This is a genomic window from Acinetobacter sp. SFA, assembly GCF_001647535.1.
Lineage (GTDB): Bacteria > Pseudomonadota > Gammaproteobacteria > Pseudomonadales > Moraxellaceae > Acinetobacter > Acinetobacter pecorum.
The window spans coordinates 25,131-47,831 of sequence record NZ_LSZI01000007.1; the positions used below are offsets into that span (position 1 = coordinate 25,131).

Consider the following 22,701-nt stretch of genomic DNA (forward strand, 5'->3'; position numbering starts at 1 on the left):
CCTTTATCTGACGGTTTGAGACTTGAATCTTATAAGTGTTTAAAGATCTGTTTCCAGAACATAGCCCAATTTGGTCAGCTAAAGATCTTCTCAACAAACACTATCATTTTATAAAATATGTTTTGAATATCTAAAAAATTATTGTTTCTGCTTAAATATTAAATCTGTCAGAAAAGTCAAAACTAAAAAAGTGGTTCAGCTCAGGTCCTGCTATGAGTAGTCAGCAGATAAATCAAAAATCTGTACTTGTACCAAAAGATGCAACGATAATTGTCAGAATGATCAATGTAACAAAATAAATCAGAAATGTGTCTGTCTACCATCCAGTTAAATCTGGGTTGATTATCCAATGGAATGAATATCGTTTATAAATTCATCACCTATGAATCTCCAGCAAATGAAATAAATGTGCTATCACAGCGAAATTTTTTATGAATCATCAGTTCAAAATATAGGTATTTATTAAATAAATAGTGGGTAGTAATTTCAAACAGTTTGATTAGAATCCAAAAATTCAACAAAAACACATCCTGTGGGGAAACATCGTAAATCACGATGTTTACTTAAGAAAAATTAGCTTGAGGGACGCTCATGCAGATTGGAATTCCAGCCGAAACTGTCGTCGGTGAAAATCGCGTCGCTGCGACGCCTGAGACAGTAAAGAAATTGATCAGCGCTGGTCATAGTGTGGTGATCGAACGTGGTGCCGGTGTTAAAGCTGCCTACATCGACAGTGCCTATGAGCAAGTTGGTGCCAAAATTACGGATGATGCCTATACCGGTAGCCAGATGGTTTTGAAAGTTCGTGCACCCAAGGGTGAAGAAATTCAGAAGCTGTCTGCCAATACCACGGTGGTGGCGATGTTTGACCCATACCGCAATACCGAGCTTGACCAGTTCGCGGCGCAGAATGTGACTGCATTTGCTCTTGAGTTGTTGCCACGGACCCTGTCACGTGCGCAAAACATGGACGTATTGTCTTCGCAAGCCAACCTGGCAGGTTATAAATCAGTGCTTTTGGCTGCTGCTGAATACCAGCGTATGTTCCCGATGCTGATGACGGCTGCGGGTACAGTTAAACCGGCTCGTGTGGTGATCATGGGTGTCGGTGTAGCGGGTCTGCAAGCGATTGCCACTGCAAAACGTTTAGGTGCCATCGTTGAAGCCACGGACCTGCGTCCAACTGCAAAGGATCAGGTTGAATCTTTAGGCGGTAAATGGTTAGACGTACCGATGTCTGCTGAAGAGCAGCAGAAAGCTGCAGATGCTGCCAAAAATGGTTATGGCTGGATGCCGGGTGAAGAATACATCCGCGATCAGGCTGCAATTGTTGATAAAGCGGTATCGAATGCCGACATCGTGATTACCACCGCACTTTTACCAGGTCGTGATGCACCGCGTTTAATCCGAGCTGAAACTGTAGCCAAGATGAAACCGGGTTCAGTGATCCTGGATATGGCGGTGGAATCAGGTGGCAATGTTGAAGGTTCGAAATGCGGTGAAACCGTTGTCACTGAAAATGGTGTGAAGATTCTGGGTATTCCAAATATTCCATCGACGGTATCGACTGAGGCATCAGCCCTCTATGCACGTAACGTCTATAACTTTGTTGAAACACTTTTTGATGCAGACAAGAACTTTGTCCTGAATCAGGAAGATGAAATTCAAAAAGCCCTACTTGTCACTCACGGCGGCCAAGTGCTGTTAAAACGTGGTTAAGGAGCAGACTCATGGTTGAAACAATTACGATTTTCGTCCTGGCCATCTTCGTGGGTTACTACGTGGTTTGGGGAGTGACACCAGCACTACATACGCCGTTGATGGCGGTCACCAATGCCTTGTCATCGATCATTATTGTCGGTGCGATGATCCAGACTGTTGGTTTGCCTGTAATCGGCGTTGAAGGTGGCGTGGATTTCCAGACTATTAACGTGGTGAGCGTACTGGGTGCGATTGCAGTATTCCTGGCCAGCATTAATATTTTCGGTGGCTTTGCTGTAACTGCACGTATGCTGGAAATGTTCAAACCTAAGCAAAAGAAAAAAGAGGGTTAATACATGGAATTTATTCGAGATTATGCGGATTGGTTCTACCTGATTGGCGCCGTTCTTTTTATCTTAACGCTACGTGGTTTGTCTGGTCCTAAAACTGCGATTGCAGGTAACCGTTACGGTATGATCGCGATGGCGATCGCTGTAGTGACCACATTCTTTGTTGCCGACAATCCAGTGGTCTGGATGATTCTTGCGGCAATGGCAGCCGGTGCGGTGGTGGGAATTGCACGTGCACGTACCGTTCCAATGACCCAGATGCCGGAAACTGTGGCACTTATGCACTCACTGGTTGGTCTGGCTGCAGTCTTGATTGCAGTAGCGGCGATTATCCATAACAACAAGCTGATTGAATTAGGTCCAGACTTGTTGGCAGCGAATGGCGTTGCATTCCATGCGATGAGCAAGGTTCACTTGTTTGAACTGTTTGTGGGCTGTTTCGTGGGTGCAATTACCTTTACAGCATCAGTTTTTGCTTATGGCAAGCTGGCTGCAAAGAAATGGGCAAAAACTATTTCTGGTGCGTGGGTAAAACCGGTTCAGGCAATGATTTTTGTTGCAATGCTGGGCTTTGGGATTCATTTCTTCCTGACGGGTAGCATGACTTCTTTCTGGGCGATGACGGGTCTTGCACTGGCATTTGGCTGGGTGTGGATTGCACCGGTAGGCGGCGGCGATATGCCAGTTGTGGTTTCACTGTTGAACTCATTCTCAGGTTGGGCTGCAGCAGGTATTGGTTTCACTTTAGAAAATAACATGCTGATCGTTGCCGGTTCACTGGTCGGTTCTTCAGGTGCAATTCTGTCTTACATCATGTGTAAAGCAATGAACCGTTCCATCATCAACGTACTGTTTGGGGGTGCGATGGGTGGTAGTGCAGCACCGACAGCAGCAGCTGGCGAACAGGTGCAGCGTAATTACCGTTCAGGTTCAGCAGATGATGCGGGCTTCCTGATGTCGAATGCGGACAGCGTAGTCATTGTACCGGGTTATGGTATGGCACAAGGTCGTGCACAGAATGCGGTAAAAGAACTGGCAAACTTGCTGAAAGAGCAGGGCGTAACGGTTCGCTTCGCGATTCATCCGGTTGCAGGCCGTATGCCTGGTCATATGAACGTACTTCTTGCTGAAGCAGATGTTCCTTATGAGGACATCCTGGAAATGGACGAGATCAACTCGGACTTCCCGGCAACTGATGTGGTTCTTGTCATTGGCGCAAACGACGTGGTTAACCCTGCTGCGAAAGATGATCCAAGTTCTCCAATTTATGGCATGCCAATTCTGGAAGCACATAAGGCGCGTACCATCATGGTGATCAAGCGCTCTATGGCAACCGGTTATGCAGGTCTGGACAATGACTTGTTCTATAATGACAAAACCATGATGATCTTCGGTGATGCCAAGAAAGTTGTGGAAGACATGACCAAAGCGATTAATGGTACCGGTCACTAATCATTTAAATCATTAGAATCCCCCTGAGTCCCCCTTTAATAAAGGGGGATTTTTTTATATCTTGAAAAAGCATTATTCTGTGGTCATCAAACTTCTATGTTTATGATGAATTGATCCTAAAATACCAATCAAATCGGTGCATAGGACAAGATGAAAATTAAAGAAAAATAGCTGATTGAGTTGTATTAATGCTTATAAAGTTGGATGAACAGGCAATAAAAAAGCGACCTACACAGGTCGCTTTCTTGAATATTCGGTTTTTACGCTACAGAATCAGTATCTGTAGGATTGCGCCATAAGCTTTCTAGGTCATAGAATTTACGTGCTGTTGGAAGCATGCAGTGAACAACCACATAACCGAGGTCGAGCAGGATCCATTCAGCATCACGTTCGCCTTCTATACCTAGAGGGCGAAAGCCAGCTTTACGTGCTTCTTCAGCAACATTATTGGCCAGTGATTTGATATGACGAGTCGATGTACCACTTGCAATGACCATAGCATCAGCTACATTACTGATACCGCGAACATCAAGCTCAACAATTTCTTTTGCTTTTACATCTTCAAGTGCAGCATGTACGACTTTTAAACAATCCTGTACAGCTTGAGAATTTGAATTCATAGTAAGATCGTGAGAATTAGAAGCGCTGGGCGATGGTTCTAAATTCATGGGGGGTGTAATTTCCTAACAATTATGCATGATCTAATATAGCGGTTTTAGTCCAAAATTTCAAATCAGACCACATTCTACTCAGTCATGCTCCGCAAAGAATTCGTCTTTCCAGGCAAAGGAATCACAGGAGTGTCCGCTGGGTTTATACTCGGCAGCCACGTACCCTTGATAATGGTTATGTTTTAACCACTGAAATATATCATGATATTGAATTGAGGCCGTATTGGGTTGATGTCGTCCCGGACAATCCGCAAACTGGATATGGCCAATCGACGCAATATTTTCTTGCAAAGTTTCCAATACATCTTCGCCCATCATCGCCATGTGGTAGCAGTCATACTGCATTTTTAAGGCCGGATGTTGAACTGCTTCGAGCATTTCCTGGGCCTGAGCAACATTTTGAATCAAGAAGCGTGGCATATCGATGCCATTGATCATTTCAAAGACCGGTTCAATTTGATGGTCAAGCAGCATTGAGCAAGCCATTTTCAGATTACTTGCTAGCGTACTTAGGCAGGGCAACAGGTCACAATCCACAGGCTGTTTTCCTGCCAGAATGTTCACCCGGGGTACATTCAGTGCGGTAGCATACTGGATGGCCTGCTCAACCGCATGACGAAACTCGATTTCCCTTCCCGGAATGCCAGCCAGGCCATGACCACCCTGCATTAAATCACCTGCCGGTACATTAATCAGGCACAAGTTCAGCTGATGGGTGCTGAGCTGGTTTTGAATCTGGCCAATACTAAGTTCATAAGGAAACTGGATTTCCACATGATTAAAACCCTGCGCACGAGCCAGCGCGAAGCGTTCGATGAGTGGCACTTCAGTAAAAATCATCGACAGGTTGACGGCAAGTTTAATCATGTCTTTCTCTTCAATATTCAAGGCCGCATAAATCAAGCGTTATGAATGTTTTAGTTGCTGGATTACAGTGGCTAGATCTGCTTCGGCAAATCCTTGAGCCTGATGGGCCTGTAACTGTGAAAGTGCCTGAGTTGCGACCGGAACATCCAGCTCAAAGCTTTGGGCCAGTTGTACGGCATTATTCAGATCCTTGGACAAGGTCTGGACTTTCCATTGCACTGGTACAAAAGTCTGCGTGGCCATACGCGGCGCCAGAATCTGGAAAGGCTTGGAGTCGGCAAAACCACCTGCCAACGCTGGCGCCAGTAAGCGTGTATCTACCCCGGCAAGGCCAGCCAAGGCTACGGCTTCTGCAATCAGGGTACTATTGGCCGCGACAATCAGCTGATTACAGATTTTGGTTGCCTGACCGGTGCCCGTATCCCCCATACGGGTGACACGCTGGGAAAGTGCTTTATAAATCGGGTCAAGTGATCTAATTGTAGCGGCATCACCACCAGCAAAAATCACCAGACTGCCTTGTTCGGCCCCGGCGGTACCCCCTGACACTGGAGAATCAATCCAGGTTACTTTTTTGGCCTGTGCTTCTGCGGCAAGTGCTTGAGTTTGCTGTACCGAAAGGCTGGAGAAATCTACAATGACTTGATCAGCGACCAAATATGGCTCAATTTGCTCAAAGACAGATTGCATCGCCTGATCATCTGCCAGGCAGGTAAGAATCACCGGATAATTGGAAATCTGGTCTAGAGACAGCGCAGTCGCACCCTGATCCAGCAAGGGATTACAGGCCGCAGGTGTACGGTTCCAGACCGCCACCTGAAAACCTGCCTGAAGCAGACGCATAGCCATGCGAGTGCCCATTAATCCCATCCCTAAGAAGGCAATTTTAGTATCAAGATTCAACTGCATACTTTCCTTTATTCCTTGCTTTGACTCAGACTCGACTTATTTGTATTGGCGTGGCACAAATTGAACCTCTGGGTTCTTGTCTTTTTTACGGGCCAATTGACTGTTTTTACCCAGTAATAATTTCAACTGCCAGATTTTTTCCATACGCAGGGATTTATTCGGACGATGCTGCATGGCATCCAGTACAAATTTAGAGGCCATCAGCGCATCTGGAGAACGCTGCAGCATTTCCTCAGCCAAAGCCTGTGCTCTCGCCAATGGCTGTTGATCGACATGGGTGATCAGACCGATTTCTTTGGCATATTTGCCCTCAAAAATCCGGGCAGTCAAAGTGAGCTCTTTTGCCAGATCAATCCCAATCAGGCCTTTCAGTGAACGGCTGAGTCCCATGTCTGGCACCAGTCCCCAACGGGTTTCCATAATCGACATTTTGGTGTCAGGATGAGCAATACGTATGTCTGCGGCCAGAGCAAGCTGCATGCCGGCACCAAAACAGAAGCCCTCCATCGAAGCGATCACCGGAACTGGCAATTCCTGCCAGACCAGAAATGCTTTTTGAAACAGGCTTTGACCGGGGCGGATCAGTTCCCATGCGGCATAAGCACGATTTTTAGGATTATTTAAATCGGCCAGATCAATACCGGCACTAAAGACCTGGGCTTCACCGGTTAAAATCACACAGCGGATGCTTTTATCTTTTTTGATTTTCTGTGCAGTCGCGACCAGTTCGCGCAGCAGGGCAAAGCTCATGGCATTGCGTTTATCTGGACGATTCAGTGTAACCGTGGCAATGCCGTTATTTTTTTCCAAGCGTACAAGTGACATGGCATTCTTCCGTAATTTTTCCTGGCTTGAGCATAGCATGCAGCCTTTGGGCTTGCATGACAGCCCAGTCACACTTCTCAAATCATGAGCTGAGCCGCTTCAAATCTTTAATTCAAATGTTGCTTCAAAATTTGCTGGGCAGCCTGTTCAACCTGTTCAACCACGGCTTTGAGTTCATCAAAATATTTCAGTACATCTTGCACAAAACTTTCATCGGCCTTACGGCGTTCTTTGCGCAGGGTCGAAACGAACTGCTCAAAGCCACCCGTGACTTTCTGCAAAGTCGGTGCTCCGACATAGCGGGTCGCACCGTAAAGGCGATGCAGCACATGTTCAAGTTGTGGAAAATCTTCCAGTTCAATCAGTTGCTGCATTTCAGCGAGTTCATCCGCAAAGCTGTCTACTAGCATGCGTAACAGGTCTACCGCCAGGTCTTCCTTATTGGCTGCCAGTTGCAGGCTTTGCTGCCAGTCCAGAATATTCGGATCCAGGGCATCAATCACATTGGCACGTTCCAGTACCGGAATCCGTTTAAAATGCTCGGTGGTCCAGTGTGTCAAAATTTGGATAATCTGCTCGATCTGGATCGGTTTGGTAACATAGTCATCCATGCCATTTTGCAGCAGTTTATGTTTTTCATCAGAAAGCGCATGCGCTGTCAAAGCAATAATCGGCAGGCGGTTATGATTTTCAAAGGTCGATTCCAGCGAGCGAATGGCGCGGGTGGTATCAATTCCCGACATCACCGGCATCTGGATATCCATAAAGACCAGATCAAAAGCGGGCTGTTTCTGCTCATAACGGCGCTGAATAATATCGATCGCTTCCTGTCCGCTGAGGGCTTTGGTCGTAGTGACATTCAGTTCGCCCAGCAAGGCTTCCAGAACAATCAAGTTGGGCAAATGATCATCCACGGCCAGAATATGCAGACCTTGGCCATTAAATTCTTCATGCTGTTCCTGATCAAAGATCGGCTGATTACCGAGTAACTGAATCAGCGCGCTGCGGCTGAGAGGCTGATGCAGGGCACGGGCACGATAGTCATTAAGCATGCTCGGATCCAGCTGCATCTGATAACCATATACCGCCAGATGTCCCTGATAACGTGAACGGATTTCACGTAACAGAACCTCACTGTCACCACTATGATCGACAATCAGCCAGGTATTTTCGCTATCCTGCAAATGGTTCAGACGGCTGAACAGATCCAGAATTGATGCACATTCAATGTGTTTGACCTGATAATTCTCTAGATACTGCCGTAGCACGTTCGCAGTTGCCGGATGTGCAAGATAAGAAATGACAGTCAATTCGCTGAAATTTGGATGCTCAATCATGTTATTTTCATCAACCAGGAACTGGGCAGTAAACCAAAACGTCGAGCCTTTTTCAGTCGGGGCACGTTCCTGATTGTCTTCAAACCCGATCTGGCCATGCATCAGGTTCACCAGCTGTTTGGAAATTGCCAGCCCGAGACCGGTACCGCCAAACTGGCGGGTCACCGAGGTGTCGCCCTGAGAGAAGGATTCAAACAGTTTTTTACGGTCTGTACCACTCAGGCCAATACCGCTGTCCTGCACACTGAAATGCAGCAAACACTGATCCTTGCCATCGTGTTCCATGCGAGTCCGGACAATGATTTCTCCATCCGGGGTGAATTTGATCGCATTGGAAATCAGGTTGGTCAGAATCTGCTTAAACCGCAGCGCATCACCAATAATGTGTTTTGGCACGCCGTCAGCATAATAAAAAGCCATATCAATATGTTTTTGTGCTGCCAGAGGCGACAACATGTCCATCACATCAAAGATCGCTTCTTCTAGGTCAAAAGGTGCCGTTTCCAGTTCCAGTTTGCCGGCGTCAATTTTGGAAAAATCCAGGACATCATTAATCAGTGCCAGTAAATGCGCAGAAGATTTACGGATGGTCTGCAAATACAGGCTTTGCTCGTTGCTGAGATTGCCCTGACGTAATAACAGATGAATAAAACCATCAATACTGTTCAGTGGAGTACGCAGTTCATGGGAGATATTGGCCAGAAACACAGACTTGGCCTGGTTGGCCGAGATCGCCTGGTCACGTGCCTGACGATAGGTAATATTCTGGACTTCTAAAGTATCAAGGGTGCGGCGCAAATCATCTTCGGTCTGCTCGGTATGTTCACGCAATTCCAGAAAGCTAAAATGCAGACGTTTCACCACATTGGCAATATCACGTTGCAATAAACGCAACTCTCCGGTGCTATTAATCACCATATGCTGGCCGAGGGTATCGGCATTCAGGCGTTGCAACTGCATGCGAATTTCATACATTGGCGCAATCCAGCGCCGTGAATAAAAATTCAGACAGAGAAGCAATAATAATAAGGTCAGTAATCCGGTTGCAATCAAGACAATCATTACCCGATAACGGGCAATTTCCAGAGGCTGATTATCCAGTTCAATCGCCAGCCAGCCGGGAGAAAAAGTGTTTTCATTTATTTTAAGGGCATAGACATGATTGTTCTGATACAGGATCGGACCGACAAAATTGCCGCTTTTCTCAAAATTGGGCCAGGCAGCCTTTTCCTGAAAGCCGATCCCTAAACGTTTTTTGCCATTTTCGTCCAGAACCGCTGCCCGTAACAGATGCTTTTCATTCAGCATGTTCTGCATGGCATTGTGAGCCTGGTCATATTGCCATGGATACAGATTCAAGATATCCAGTGCATATTCTGCAGTCCCTTGGAAGCGGGTCAGAATCGCGATGGCCATCTGCTTCTGCTGCGCACGTGCAGCATTTGAAGTTTCAGTCAACACCAGCATGGCGCCAACACAGGCCAAAATGGTAATCGGCACAAAAATCAGCGCAATCAGCTGTCCATAGGCATGATTTAAGTGTAAGCGTTTAAACAGCTTTTTGTTGATAGTTGACATGATTTAAGCAGTATTTTCTTTATGCCTGGCATATTAACATGCTTTAAATCTACAGTTAAAATTTAAGCACTATTTTTATAAATGTTCGGATTAGAGGCTAAAAATATAAAAGATTTGAGTCAGTTTTGCTCAAGCAGGCCTAGGGCAAGAACCCGGAACTTTCAGGGTGAATAGTGCAGGGCGGAATAGTACTTTTATCATATAAGCTGACCGCTTCATCTGAGCAGATCACAGGGAAATGTCGTGGATGACTTGATACTTGACGAGTTTTGGCGAGTTTTCTGAAAAAGCCCTGCTAAATGAGTGCAGGGAAAAGCATTTTTTCATACAATAGCCGCACCTCGATATAGGTGCAAATAATGAGTAATACCACCCCTGATTTTCAAGCAGATGAATTTTTGTTGGACCATTATGTAGGCAAAACGCCACTGGTGCGTTTGCAGCGTCTGGCAAGTCACACTCAAGCTACAGTACTCGCGAAACTCGAAGGCAATAATCCGGCAGGTTCGGTGAAAGACCGCCCGGCCTATAATATGATCATGCAGGCGGAAAAACGCGGTCAGATCAAACCGGGTGATACCCTGATTGAGGCAACGAGTGGGAATACAGGGATTGCATTGGCCATGGTGGCTGCAATGCGTGGCTATAAAATGAAGCTCATTATGCCTGCAAGCTCAAGCCAGGAACGTAAAGATGCCATGCGTGCCTATGGTGCAGAGCTGATTGAATCTGAAAGTATGGAACATGCCCGTGATTTGGCACAGCAAATGGGAAAAGACGGCATCGGTCTGGTGCTGAACCAGTTTGGTAACCCGGATAATCTGGAAGCACACTATTTGACTACGGGTCCTGAAATTTGGGAGCAAACCGGTGGCAAGATTACGCACTTTGTGAGTTCGATGGGCACGACAGGTACCATTATGGGTATTTCTAAATACCTCAAAGAACAAAACCCGAATGTGCAAATTGTCGGTTTACAACCTTCAGAAGGTTCAAATATTCCGGGTATCCGCCGTTGGCCGAAAGAGTATCTACCTACGATTTTTGATGCCAGCCGTGTTGATGAGATCATGGATATTCCGCAGATTGAAGCAGAGAAAACTGCACGTCAACTGGCACGTCTGGAAGGAATCAGTGCAGGCGTATCTTCTGGAGGGGCAGTATGGGCATCTCTCAGAATTGCTGAACAACACCCGGATGCAGTGATTGTATGCATTGTGTGTGACCGCGGTGACCGTTACTTGTCTACAGGGTTATTCTCTGTAGAAGATACTGAATAATTTCTGAGACCTATATATGCGCTTGCCTGTTTTAACTTTCGATATTGAAACCCAAACCGATCTCAAATCAGGGGCGCATCTGTTTGGTCTGGACTTGCCTGAGGCAGATCTGGATCAGGCGCTGACCAAATTACGCCGTCAGGATTCAGGTTCGGATTTTCAGCGTTTGCCGCTGCATGAAATTGTCTGTATTTCCGGTTTATGGATCGATGAGCAGGGCATGAAGCTGTTTTCGTTTAGCCGGGAACAGCATTCTGAAGCAGAAATTTTGAAAAAATTCTTGTCAATTTTTGACAAGCGCCATCCGACTCTAGTGAGTTGGAATGGCTCACAGTTTGATTTACCAGTAATTTTATACCGTGCCATGTATCATGGGCTCTCTGCACCGAGTCTGTTCGATCAGGGCGAAATTGATACGCAAAAGCGTTATAATAACTACCAGAATCGTTACCATCATCGTCATGTTGATTTGATGGATGTGATGGCCATGTTTCATGCCCGTCATTTCCAGAAGCTGGATGATGTGGCACATTTGCTGGGTTATCCAGGCAAACGCGGTGACGGCGTTTACCGTATACCCGAATATGTCCGCAATCAGCAATGGACCGAACTGACCTCTTATTGTGAAGGGGACGTTCTGAATACCTGGCTGGTGTATATCCGCTGGCTGTTACTAAAGGGACAGCTGTTGCTGCCTGATTATCAGCATCTGGTCCAAAGTACCATCCAGTATTTGCACACCCAGCCGCAACATGCAGAGTTTTTATCAGTCTGGCGTGAAACTTCACAACGCACTGAATTTACCCAATTTGATTTCCCCATCTCCATACCCTAGGTTTTCATGAAATATCGAGCACAAGCACGTCCTACCCAGCAACCCGAGTACATTTTTCAGGTTGAAGCACTTTCACATGAAGGACGTGGCATTGCTCACTATGGTTCGCATCCGGATCATCCGCTGGAAAAACATGGCAAGAAAGTCTTTATACGCTATGCCTTGCCAGGTGAAACCGTGCGTGCCCGCATTACCCGTGAAGTCAAAAAACTTGAAGAAGCTGACAGCCTTGAATTGCTGGGCGATGCTTCTGAAATTCGCGTGGAACCCATCTGCCCGCATTTTGGGTCTTGTGGCGGTTGCAATATGCAGCATATCGCGCCAGATGCCCAGATTGAGTTGAAACAGAATGTCTTAAAGTCACATTTACAGCATTTTGCTGGAATCCAGCCTAAGCAATGGCTGCTACCCTTACGTTCACAACGTGAAGATTATCGTCGCAAGGCCCGAATCGGTGTGCGTTATCTGCCTTCCAAAAAACAGCTAGTGGTGGGCTTTCGTGAGAACCAGTCCAACAAACTGATCCCAATTGATCGCTGCATGATTCTGGATCGAGAGTTTGGTTCGGTTACGCGTCTTAAACAATTACTGCAAGGTCTTAACGGTAAGGCGGACATCGGTCATATAGAATTGGCGATGGGAGATCAAGAGATCGCACTGCTGGTGCGCGAAACTGCAAAATTATCTGCAGAAGATGTCAACCAATTGCGAGAATTTACGTTACAGAAAGGTTGGCAACTGTATGTTCAGCCTGCCGCTAAAGATGGGCTGTTGCGTATAGATCAGCCAGAGGACGCTGCACGCTTACACTATGGTCTTGATGACTTTGATGTAAAATTCGGTTTTAATCCACTGGACTTTACTCAGGTGAACTCAAGTATCAATCCGCAAATGGTGCGATTGGCATGTGATTTGCTACAACTGCAACAGGGAGAGCGGGTTTTAGATCTGTTCTGTGGATTAGGAAACTTTTCGTTGCCGCTTGCGCGCTGTGTTGGTGCATCGGGTCAAGTGATTGCAGTAGAGGGAAGTGAGGAAATGGTTCGACGTGGTGCGGAAAATGCCAAAAACAATGGTATTGCACAAATATCGTTCTATTCACAAGATTTAACCAAAGATTTCTCGCACCATGCTTGGGCAAATCAAGGTTTTGATGCATTATTAATCGACCCGCCACGTGCCGGCGCAGAAGAAGTAATGCACTATATTCCTAAGTTTGGAGCAAAAAGAATCGTTTATGTGTCATGTAATCCTGCGACACTCGCCAGAGATGCAGGACTATTGGCACAACAGGGCTATCGTCTCACCCGGGCGGGAGTGATGGATATGTTTACACATACTGGACATGTGGAATCAATCGCATTGTTCGAAAAAGAAAATCAAATAAACGATTAAAGAAATGATGTTTTTAAAAGTAGGAGAAGGGTATGGTCACAGTACGTGAGCAACTCCCTGGACGACTTAATGAGTTGTCGCAGGAGACGACTGTAGAACATGCCGAACAAGCACACCAGGATCTGACTGAATGGTTGGATCGGGTTCGTGGCATATTAGATGGCGCACCTTTAACGCAGCTCGAAGAAGTCGCCCACTTAACATTAGAAAGAGAGCTGCAAAGTACGGTCCAGCACCGCTCCAATACCTTTTATACCGGTATTGAGATGGCGGATATTCTAGCTCATCTGCATGTAGATGAAGATACTTTGTCCGCAGCCATGCTGTATCGTGCTGTTCGTGAAGGCGTCATGCCACTCGGTGAAGTACTGGAAAAGTTCGGCGAACAGGTGCATAGTCTGGTCAAAGGTACGCTTGCCATGGGTAAGCTGTCCGAGCTGATCGAAAAAAATAAGCGTCTGGAAGATCATTTTAACAATAACCAGCGCGAGCATCTGTCTGGCATTTACAAAATGCTGATCTCTGTCACCGAAGATGTGCGTGTCGTTCTGGTCAAGCTGGCCGAACGTACCTATGCGTTGCGTGAACTGGCCAATTCCTCGCGTGAGCGTCAGGAACGGGTTGCCCGAGAAATTCTGACCATTTACTCGCCACTGGCACACCGTTTAGGTATTGCCCAGCTAAAATGGGAGCTGGAAGATCTGGCTTTCCGTTATCTTGCGCCGGAACGTTATAAAGAAATTGCTTCCTTACTGAATGAAAAGCGTCTCGAGCGTGAACAGTATATTCAGTTTGTGATTGAAAAATTACGCAATGAATTGTCCGAGCATGGCATTGAAGCCGAAATTAACGGCCGGGTGAAGCACATTTATTCGATTTATCGGAAAATGAAAAGCAAGAACCTGAGCTTTGACCAGCTCTATGATATTCGTGCTTTACGGGTACTGGTGAAAAGTGTGCCGGAGTGTTACCACACTTTAGGTATTGTGCATCAGATCTGGCGCCACATTCCGCATCAGTTTGACGACTATATTACCAATCCGAAAGCCAATGGCTATCGCTCCCTGCATACTGCGGTCATTGCCGAGAACAAGTCACTTGAAGTGCAGATTCGTACCCATGCAATGCATGAGGAAGCTGAACTTGGAGTATGTTCACACTTTAATTATAAAGAAGGTGCAAAAACCACAGATCGCTCCTTTAACCATCGTCTGCATTCCTTGCGTGCGGTGCTTGAGCATTATCAAGAACGTAATGAAAGCAGTGCACATAAAGAATCTGAAGATGAAATAGAGAATTTTGAACATATTCAAGATTTCGAAGGTTTTGAAAAGATCTATGTGTTTAGCCGTGATGGTGATATCAAAGAGCTGCCGCGTGATTCGACGGTGCTGGACTTTGCTTATCATGTGCATACCGAAGTCGGGAACAAGTGCTATGCCGCACGGGTAAATCAGCGCTATGTGCCGCTGACCTATACTTTGAAAACTGGTGAACAGGTCGAGATTCTGACCAAAAAAGACCGGGAACCGAACCGAGACTGGCTGGTTAATTCGCTGGGTTATATCAAAACTGCCCGTGCGCGGGACAAGCTGCGCCACTGGTTCCGCCAGCAAGATCGCAGCAAGAATCTGGAAGTTGGCCGTGAAGTACTGAACAAGGAACTATCACGTCTGGCAATTCACCCGAAATCGATTGATCTGAATGATTATTGTAGTCACTTCAATGTCAAAACTGGCGATGACATTCTGGTCAATCTGGTCAATGGTGATATCAGCCTGCATGCCCTGATTAATCAGGTGAACCGTCACATGCATCTGGATCAGGATGAGCCTGAGCTGGTGCTGAAACCTGCCCTGAACCCGCGTGCCAGTCATACGCTGTCAGCGCACGGTATTCTGATTGATGGTCTGGATAACGTGGAATTGCATATTGCCCAATGTTGCCAACCCGTGCATGGCGAATCGATTGCCGGCTATATCACTTTGAATCGGGGGGTTAGCATCCATAAGGTCGCTTGTCCGGACTATGTGCGTATGATTTCTCAAGAGCCTGAACGTGCGGTAGAAGCAGACTGGGAAATGCAGCCAACCCGTGGTCAGAGCGTACAGATTGTGGTGGAAGCTTATGATCGACGCGGCTTGCTGAAGGATCTGACCCAAGTCATTTTCTCGGATCAGATCAACATCCGTCAGGTGAATACCATTTCGGAGGCGGACGGTATTGCCAATATGAAGCTGTTGATTGAAGTCAAAGGTCTGGCACAACTTTCCAAACTTTTGGCCCGTCTTGAACAACAACCGGGAATTATCAGTGCACGTCGTCTGGTGCAAGGTACTTAATTTCCATTATGTAAGTTTAAAAAGCCTGCAATTCATTTGCGGGCTTTTTTATTGTAATCTAACTAAATCATATGCATAAAAAATAGACCAGCAGACCGAGATGAGTGTGACTGAAATATTTGAACGTAGACGGAATAACTTGGCCAAGGTCATTGATCTGTTGATCGAAACGCAGCAATTTAAAACTGGCAAAGAGATCTGTGAGCATTTCGGCTTGTCTGCGTCATATATCGCACAATTACTGAATAGCAAACGCCAGATCGGCGAGAAAGTAGCAAGAGAGTTGGAGCAACAACTGGGTCTAGATGCGCTCATTCTAGATCAGTCAGCTGAACCCAAAGTAGAGTTATCTCCACTTTCAGAGCAAGGTGGACTATTTCAGATGCAGGTGGTGCAACAGCAGGCATTCGCACTTATTCCTATAGATTTAGCGCTCTCATTCAATCAGGATATTTTTTATCTGCAAGCACAGCATTACGCGATTCAGGTAGCAGGACCGTATTATGTCCCCAGCTTAAAACCGGGCTGGTGGCTGATCTGTGACAAACATGCAGAGGTGGCCGGATCGGATATTCTTTGTGTGTATCTGCTTAATGGCCTGCAGCTCATTTTGCAACTGGTCAGTGACACTCAGGATCATTATGAGTTTCAAAGTCTGGATGAACACCGACAGGTGATTTTCCAAAAGACTGATATTGAGAAAATTCATCCCGTCATTGCGATTATTCCCACGGCCAGTATGTTCAAATAGCAGAAATAATTCAGCCCATCTTAAGACGGGCTGAACAATGAACATGCAAACAGAACTGATTATGGAATCGGGTTCTCGTCTTCAAATTCTGGCTTCACCTGAACAATAAAGTCCTGACGGTTTAGACCACGCCACAAGGCAAAGGCCGTACCGATATAGATGGATGAATAGGTCCCGACAAAGACACCGACAAACATCGCGATCGAGAACCATTTCAGACCATCACCGCCTATCAGCATCATGGCAAGCACCACCAGCAATAAGGTCATAGAAGTATGAATGGTACGACGCAAGGTTTCAGTCAGGGCGATGTTGACAATTTCGACCGGCTCTGCACCACGAATCTTACGGAAGTTCTCACGGATACGGTCAGAGACCACGATATTATCGTTGAGCGAGAAACCGATGATTGCAAGGAGTGCTGCAAGTACAGTCAGGTCAAATGGCCACTGCATCATCGCAAAAATCCCGAGGGTGACGATAATGTCATGGAATAGTGACAACACGGCGCCCATGGCCAGTTTGAACTCAAAGCGGATGGTGACATAAACCAGCATTAGCAGAAGCGCCAGTGCTACAGCACCAGCAGAACGAACATAAAGCTCGTTACCCACCTGACCACCGACCACATCGACCTTTGGTACTTCTGCCGGATTATTTGGCAATTGAGCCGCTGCTGTAACCGCTAGAGTCAGGTCTTCAGCTTCGATATCGTCCTGTACGGGCATACGCACCATCAGATCACGTTCTGAACCGAGGGTTTGAACCACGGCATCATTAAAACCGGCTTTGCTGAGTGCTTGGGAAACCTGTTCCGGTTTGACCGGATTGGCATAATTCAGTTCAGCTGCCACACCACCAGTAAAGTCCAGACCGAGGTTCAGACCTTTGGTGGCAATAAAGAAGATACTCGCAACCGTTAAGAGGATTGAAAACAATGCCGCAGGCATTGCAATCTTCATAAACGGGATAATGCGTTCGTCTTCCGGGCGACCATACTGTTTTTGATCCAGTTGAGTATTTTCAGTCATCATTGATCTCCTTAAATGCTCAACTTTTTCAAGTTACGTTTTTTGCCATAAATGATCTGTACGATTGCACGTGTTACTGTAATGGCAGTAAACATCGAGCAGACAATACCAATCATTAAGGTCACGGCAAAGCCTTTGATCGGACCTGTACCAATCGCGAACAGAATGAATGCTACCAGGAAGGTGGTCAAGTTCGAGTCAAAAATGGTGTTATAGGCCCGGTCATAACCGGCCACAATCGCCTGTTTTGGCGAAGCTCCCCATTTCATTTCTTCGCGTATTCGTTCACAGATCAGTACGTTGGCATCGACCGCCATACCAATGGTAATCACAATACCGGCAATACCCGGCAGGGTCAGGGACGCACCAATCCAAGACATGACTGTCAGAATCATTGCCAGGTTAAATATCAGGGCAAAGTTGGCAATCAGGCCAAATACGCGGAAGAACACCACCATCCAGATGGCAACCAAGAGGAAACCGATCTGAGTTGAAAGCACCCCTTTGTCGATATTCTCTTGACCCAGACTTGGACCAATCACACGTTCTTCAACAAAGTACATTGGCGCAGCCAACGCACCTGCACGAAGCATTAATGCAAGTTCAGCCGCTTCCTGTGGCGAGTCCAGACCGGTAATACGGAACTGAGAGCCTAATACCGCCTGAATGGTCGCAGCATTAATCACGACAGCTTCAGTATATGGCGTACGGACTTCAGTTTGAGTGCCAGTTGCCGGGTCTTCCACATAGTTAATGCGCTGTTTGTTTTCGATGAACAGCACTGCCATACGTTTACCAACCGCATTACGGGTCGCATCCGACATCAGCTTGCCGCCTGCGCTGTCCAGCGTAATGTTCACTTCTGCACCGCCAGTGTCCTGGCTAAAACCACTGGATGCATTTTGAACACGTTCACCAGTTAAAATACGGTTACGGTTCAGAAGGAGCTGACGACCACTGTCCAGTGATTCATAGGCAAAGACTTCTGTGCCCGGTGGTAATGCACCTGTAGCCTGACCGGTATATGGATCGATGTATTGATCATTCAGGTCAGATACCAGACGGAACTCGAGGTTCGCGGTACGGCCAAGGACACGTTTCGCTTCAGCTGTATCCTGCACACCCGGAAGCTCAACCACAATACGGTTACTGCCTTGGGTTTGAACCAGTGCTTCAGCCACACCTAACTCGTTAATACGGTTACGTAAGGTGGTCAAGTTCTGGTTGACTGCATAAGATTCAATTTCTTGCTTACGCACATCGGTATAGTTCAGACGTAAGGTCGAACCGGTACTGGTTGCAACAGCCTGCTGGGTAAACTCATTGCCGTTACGGCGCAAGAAGTCCATCACTGCAGCACGATCATCATTGTTGGCAAACTGCATCACAATGGTGTTGTTGCTTAAAGTCAGGCTATTAAATTTCAGGTTGTTATCACGTAACTGACGACGGAGATCCGTCGCAGAGGTTTCCATACGCTGGGCAATGGCCTTGTCCATATCCACTTCAAGCAAGAAGTGAACACCACCACGTAAATCCAGACCAAGCTTCATTGGCTTGGCACCAATTTTTTGCAGCCATTCTGGGGTGGTTGGGGCGAGGTTAAGTGCAACCACGTACTCATCACCTAAACCACGACGTAAAGCTTCTTTGGCTTTAAGTTGCGCTTCACTTGAATCTACACGTAATAGGGCCGCATTGTTGCTAAAGCTATTGTCATGAGTGGCAATATTTTCAGTTTTTAAAATTTGCTCTGCTTTTTGTACGATGCTTGCATCAATTTGAGTACCGGCTTTGGCACCCGAAATCTGTACAGCAGGTTCATCTGGATACAAACTTGGCAGGGCATATAAAGTACTGATCACCAGAACAACCAGGATCAGTACATATTTCCATGCTGGGTAACGCATTCGTTTTCTTCTTAAAATGAAAAAGTCGTGCGAGGGCACGACTATTTTTGATTAAAGGTTATTTAAAGTGCCTTCAGGTAGAACTGAGATTACACTTGCACGTTGAACTTTGACTTCTACACCGCGGCTCAATTCAACCACTGCGAAGTCACCTTCAATCTTGGTGATCTTGCCCATTAATCCGCCTGCAAATACTACTTCACTGCCAACGCCCAGACTTTCAACCAAAGCACGGTGTTCTTTGGCACGTTTAGATTGAGGACGCCAGATCAAGAAATAGAAGATTGCAATAAAAACAGCAATCATCAAAAGGTTCGCTATCATGCTTGGTTGTTGTGCAGCTTCACCTGCAGCGTGAGCAGTCGAAATAAAAAGGCTCATTACATTTTCCTAAAATAAAAAAACTGGTGATCAACTGGATAATAAATTGACATATTCCTGCAATTTACATTGTCTTTTTCCTCAGCGCAAATGCTGATGGATTAATCTTGCGGACAAGGTGGCACTTCCAGACCACGGCGGGTATAAAAGTCATGGACAAATTCGTCAAATGTACCGTTGTCTAATGCATCACGCATGGCTTCAGTCAAACGCAGGTAATAGCGCAGATTATGAATCGTACCGAGCATCGAGCCGAGCATTTCCCCACATTTCTCAAGATGGAATAAATAGGCACGGGTAAAATTCTGGCAGGTATAACAGTCGCAATGCGGATCGAGTGGACTCTGGTCATGACGATATTTGCTGTTACGGATCCGCACCAAGCCGTCTGTCACAAAATAGTGACCGTTACGTGCATTTCGGGTTGGCATCACGCAGTCAAACATATCGACACCGCGACGCACCGCTTCCACAATGTCTTCTGGCTTACCGACACCCATTAGATAACGCGGTTTATCTGCCGGCATTTTTTCTGGAAGATAATCCAGTACCTTGATCATTTCCTCTTTTGGCTCGCCCACGGACAGACCGCCAATCGCATAACCATCAAAGTCGATTTCTAGCAGGCCTTTTAAAGATTCATCACGTAAATCTTCATACATGCCGCCCTGAATAATACCGAATAAAGCATTCCGGTTTTTCAGTACGTCATGATGCTGGGTTTTACAGCGTTTCGCCCAGCGCAAAGACAGCTGCAACGATTTTTGCGCTTCTTCATGTGTGGCCGGATAGGGTGTGCATTCATCAAAAATCATCACAATGTCAGAGTTCAGCGTGTGCTGAATATCCATTGAAATTTCAGGAGATAAAAATACTTTTGAACCGTCGATTGGTGAACGGAAGGTTACGCCTTCTTCTTTGATTTTACGCATTGCGCCCAGACTGAAAACCTGGAAGCCGCCTGAATCGGTCAGAATAGGATTGTTCCACTTCATGAATTCATGCAGGCCGCCATGTTCACGAATCACATCAAGGCCTGGACGTAAATACAAATGGAAAGTGTTGCCCAGAATGACCTGAGACTTGATCTCTTTGACATCACGCGGCAACATGCCTTTGACCGTACCATAAGTACCGACAGGCATGAACATTGGAGTTTCTACCACACCATGTTCAAGCGTCAAACGACCACGACGGGCACGACCGGATTGCGCTAACTTTTCAAACTTCATAGGAGTTCCACATCAAGGCGAAAAAACAGTTCGCTGATTGTTCAATGTAAAGGGCGCTATTTTCCTTGATTCTTATGCTAAACGCCAGCATTGTAGAGCATTCGCTCTGTAATTTTATTTATCGATTAATAAATGAAAGATCAGGTGAAATGCGTAAGTTCACAGAAAGCTGCGATAAAGAGCAAATAATCTCTTCCCGGATCAAGGTGCTGCTCATTCAGTGAAAGTTCGGACGGTAATCAAAATTCTGGGTCACACTTTGATCGCGGAAAGGGCGTACCACTTTTTTTCTGAGCAGCATATTGTTAATGATGTTGTGCGGAAAAATCTGGATCTGGTTATTAAACAGCTCGACATTACGGTTATAAATGGTAATCGCAGCACCGACATTTTCATTCTGTTCTTCAATTTCAGCCATCATTTTCAGATAAATATCATTGGCTTTCAGCTCCGGATAATTTTCAATCACCACATTCAGGCTATGCATCAGCTGTTTATTCAGGCTTTCAATGCGCTGTAACTGTCCAATGTCAGCATCCTTGATATTCAGGTTCATGATGTTTTGACGCAGCTCGGTCACTTTTTCTAGCGTGCCTTTTTCGAAACTCGAGTATTGTTCAACCAGTGGTTGCAGCCCGTCCAGAATTTTCAGTTTTTGCCGTTCATAACTGGCAACATCTGACCAGGCCCGAATCGTGGCGTTATGATGACGGACAATACTGTTGCGGATCATGATAATGGCAACAATCACCAGAATCGGGATAATGACAAAAACAATAAATCCCATAAAAGCAGTCCCCAGAAAAATAATTATTTTAAAAACTGAACCAAGTCAGTTTGTAGTTTTTCCAATTCTACTAATTTAAACGTTCTCAGGTGTCCACGCAATGCAGAAATATCTTGGATATTTTGCTTGCGTTCAGGCGCATTAAAAATGTCATGTGGCCCTAAATAGCACAGCACACGTTGTTGGGGATGAAAAATAAGATCGCCTTCACGGTATTGGAAAAATTGACTTAATCGGAGCACAAAACCTGGACTAAGCTGTTTTGCCATTTGCATGGGATCTGTGCCATAAAATTTTAAACGCTGATTGGTGCGTATATCACTGCTATGCCAAGGATGGCGATAAGGTGAGGGGAAGGGACGTCTTGATGTGCTAATGGCAAGCCCTTGCACAGAGACATCAAAGACAAATGCACCCCACAAATTTTTATGTTGTTCAATGAGTTTGACGGTATTGCCATTTTTGTCGATGGTTTTAATTTCATCTACATAGTGGTATTCAAACAACAAGACTTGGTGTTCTTGTTCATTTTCATCTAACCATGTGGTACTGGCATAACGTGAGATGTCATTGCGTAATGAGCCACGTTCAAAAACAGGAAAAAGGCGTTTTAAATTGCCAATAAATTGCCGAGGATTAAGTGGCATTGAAATATGTTGTGGCTGTTGTTGAAAGTGGAGATGATATTTATGTGTCAGCACACGTTCTTCTAAATATTCAATTACATCATTGATGTAGCGCTCTTTTTCATAAATCAGATAGGCCCAAAACAACATGCCAAAACCCAAGGCAAAATTGCATTGCAGCCAGAAATTGTGCGGTGCAATGATAAGGCTGAATACTTGCATCAAACCAAAGAGTGCCAAGAACCATGGTAGGGTGTTTTCAAATTTTAGAGAAATTGAACCTTGCCATGGATGCAAGCCATTAAGAATGTCCTGATGGCTTTTGGCATCACTCGTTAAGTGCCACAGCCGATCGATATTTTTAAACACCACTGCATTTTTCTTGCGGCGAATATGAATGGACTGTTGTACAGACTCGATCGGCATGGAAAATAGTTCTCG

19 protein-coding genes are annotated in these 22,701 nt (G+C 45.9%); 8 read left to right on the plus strand and 11 right to left on the minus strand.

What is annotated here, in order from left to right; translation table 11 throughout:
- Nucleotides 1–591: 591 nt before the first annotated feature.
- Genes AY607_RS04415 through AY607_RS04425 form a run of 3 tightly spaced genes read left to right on the plus strand, consistent with a single transcriptional unit; the run spans nt 592 to nt 3,503 of the window.
- Nucleotides 592–1,719, plus strand: coding sequence for a Re/Si-specific NAD(P)(+) transhydrogenase subunit alpha (locus AY607_RS04415; RefSeq protein ID WP_064095218.1), 1,128 nt, complete (start codon nt 592–594; stop codon nt 1,717–1,719).
- Between the two features lie 11 nt (nt 1,720–1,730).
- Nucleotides 1,731–2,054, plus strand: a complete 324-nt coding sequence (locus tag AY607_RS04420; protein ID WP_064095217.1) for a proton-translocating transhydrogenase family protein — start codon at nt 1,731–1,733, stop codon at nt 2,052–2,054.
- Between the two features lie 3 nt (nt 2,055–2,057).
- Complete coding sequence (locus tag AY607_RS04425; protein WP_064095216.1) at nt 2,058–3,503, plus strand: NAD(P)(+) transhydrogenase (Re/Si-specific) subunit beta; 1,446 nt, start codon at nt 2,058–2,060, stop codon at nt 3,501–3,503.
- Between the two features lie 260 nt (nt 3,504–3,763).
- Here AY607_RS04425 and rsfS read toward each other — a convergent pair whose 3' ends face one another.
- The 5 genes from rsfS to AY607_RS04450 form a co-directional block, all read right to left on the minus strand.
- A complete protein-coding gene (gene rsfS, locus AY607_RS04430; protein ID WP_064095215.1) occupies nt 3,764–4,171 on the minus strand; it encodes a ribosome silencing factor in 408 nt (135 codons plus the stop codon).
- Nucleotides 4,172–4,252: 81 nt separating this feature from the next.
- Nucleotides 4,253–5,041 (minus strand): hydroxypyruvate isomerase family protein, encoded by a 789-nt coding sequence (locus tag AY607_RS04435; protein ID WP_064095214.1) that lies wholly within the window; start codon nt 5,039–5,041, stop codon nt 4,253–4,255.
- Between the two features lie 39 nt (nt 5,042–5,080).
- The gene (locus tag AY607_RS04440; protein WP_064101884.1) at nt 5,081–5,950 is read right to left on the minus strand and encodes an NAD(P)-dependent oxidoreductase; all 870 of its coding nucleotides are present in this window, start codon (nt 5,948–5,950) and stop codon (nt 5,081–5,083) included.
- A 36-nt stretch (nt 5,951–5,986) separates the two neighbouring features.
- Nucleotides 5,987–6,775 (minus strand): crotonase/enoyl-CoA hydratase family protein, encoded by a 789-nt coding sequence (locus AY607_RS04445; RefSeq protein ID WP_064101885.1) that lies wholly within the window; start codon nt 6,773–6,775, stop codon nt 5,987–5,989.
- 107 nt (nt 6,776–6,882) lie between these two features.
- Nucleotides 6,883–9,690: an ATP-binding protein gene (locus AY607_RS04450; RefSeq protein ID WP_064101886.1), complete on the minus strand. Its 2,808-nt coding sequence runs from the start codon at nt 9,688–9,690 to the stop codon at nt 6,883–6,885.
- Between the two features lie 359 nt (nt 9,691–10,049).
- Between AY607_RS04450 and cysM the strand changes: the two genes are divergently transcribed.
- From cysM to AY607_RS04475, 5 genes are all read left to right on the plus strand, one after another.
- Nucleotides 10,050–10,970 (plus strand): cysteine synthase CysM, encoded by a 921-nt coding sequence (gene cysM, locus AY607_RS04455; RefSeq protein WP_064101887.1) that lies wholly within the window; start codon nt 10,050–10,052, stop codon nt 10,968–10,970.
- Nucleotides 10,971–10,986: 16 nt separating this feature from the next.
- Complete coding sequence (locus AY607_RS04460; protein WP_064101888.1) at nt 10,987–11,805, plus strand: 3'-5' exonuclease; 819 nt, start codon at nt 10,987–10,989, stop codon at nt 11,803–11,805.
- A gap of 6 nt (nt 11,806–11,811) precedes the next feature.
- A complete protein-coding gene (gene rlmD / locus AY607_RS04465) occupies nt 11,812–13,200 on the plus strand; it encodes a 23S rRNA (uracil(1939)-C(5))-methyltransferase RlmD (RefSeq protein ID WP_064095208.1) in 1,389 nt (462 codons plus the stop codon).
- A 32-nt stretch (nt 13,201–13,232) separates the two neighbouring features.
- Nucleotides 13,233–15,542, plus strand: coding sequence for a RelA/SpoT family protein (locus tag AY607_RS04470; protein ID WP_064095207.1), 2,310 nt, complete (start codon nt 13,233–13,235; stop codon nt 15,540–15,542).
- Nucleotides 15,543–15,642: 100 nt separating this feature from the next.
- Nucleotides 15,643–16,293 carry a hypothetical protein gene (locus tag AY607_RS04475; RefSeq protein ID WP_064101889.1) on the plus strand — a complete coding sequence of 217 codons (651 nt, stop codon included), beginning with the start codon at nt 15,643–15,645 and terminating at the stop codon, nt 16,291–16,293.
- 59 nt (nt 16,294–16,352) lie between these two features.
- Here the strand turns inward: AY607_RS04475 and secF are convergent, their stop codons facing one another.
- From secF to AY607_RS04505, 6 genes are all read right to left on the minus strand, one after another.
- The gene (secF, locus tag AY607_RS04480) at nt 16,353–17,327 is read right to left on the minus strand and encodes a protein translocase subunit SecF (RefSeq protein WP_171254909.1); all 975 of its coding nucleotides are present in this window, start codon (nt 17,325–17,327) and stop codon (nt 16,353–16,355) included.
- A gap of 8 nt (nt 17,328–17,335) precedes the next feature.
- Entirely contained in the window at nt 17,336–19,234 is a 1,899-nt protein-coding gene (gene secD / locus AY607_RS04485; RefSeq protein WP_064095204.1) for a protein translocase subunit SecD, read from the minus strand.
- Between the two features lie 51 nt (nt 19,235–19,285).
- Nucleotides 19,286–19,615, minus strand: a complete 330-nt coding sequence (gene yajC, locus AY607_RS04490) for a preprotein translocase subunit YajC (RefSeq protein ID WP_064095203.1) — start codon at nt 19,613–19,615, stop codon at nt 19,286–19,288.
- A 101-nt stretch (nt 19,616–19,716) separates the two neighbouring features.
- On the minus strand, nt 19,717–20,847 hold the full coding sequence (gene tgt, locus AY607_RS04495) for a tRNA guanosine(34) transglycosylase Tgt (RefSeq protein ID WP_064101890.1): 1,131 nt from the start codon (nt 20,845–20,847) through the stop codon (nt 19,717–19,719).
- Between the two features lie 217 nt (nt 20,848–21,064).
- Complete coding sequence (locus AY607_RS04500) at nt 21,065–21,634, minus strand: LemA family protein (RefSeq protein ID WP_064095201.1); 570 nt, start codon at nt 21,632–21,634, stop codon at nt 21,065–21,067.
- A 23-nt stretch (nt 21,635–21,657) separates the two neighbouring features.
- The gene (locus AY607_RS04505; protein WP_064101891.1) at nt 21,658–22,686 is read right to left on the minus strand and encodes a hypothetical protein; all 1,029 of its coding nucleotides are present in this window, start codon (nt 22,684–22,686) and stop codon (nt 21,658–21,660) included.
- Nucleotides 22,687–22,701 lie beyond the last annotated feature (15 nt).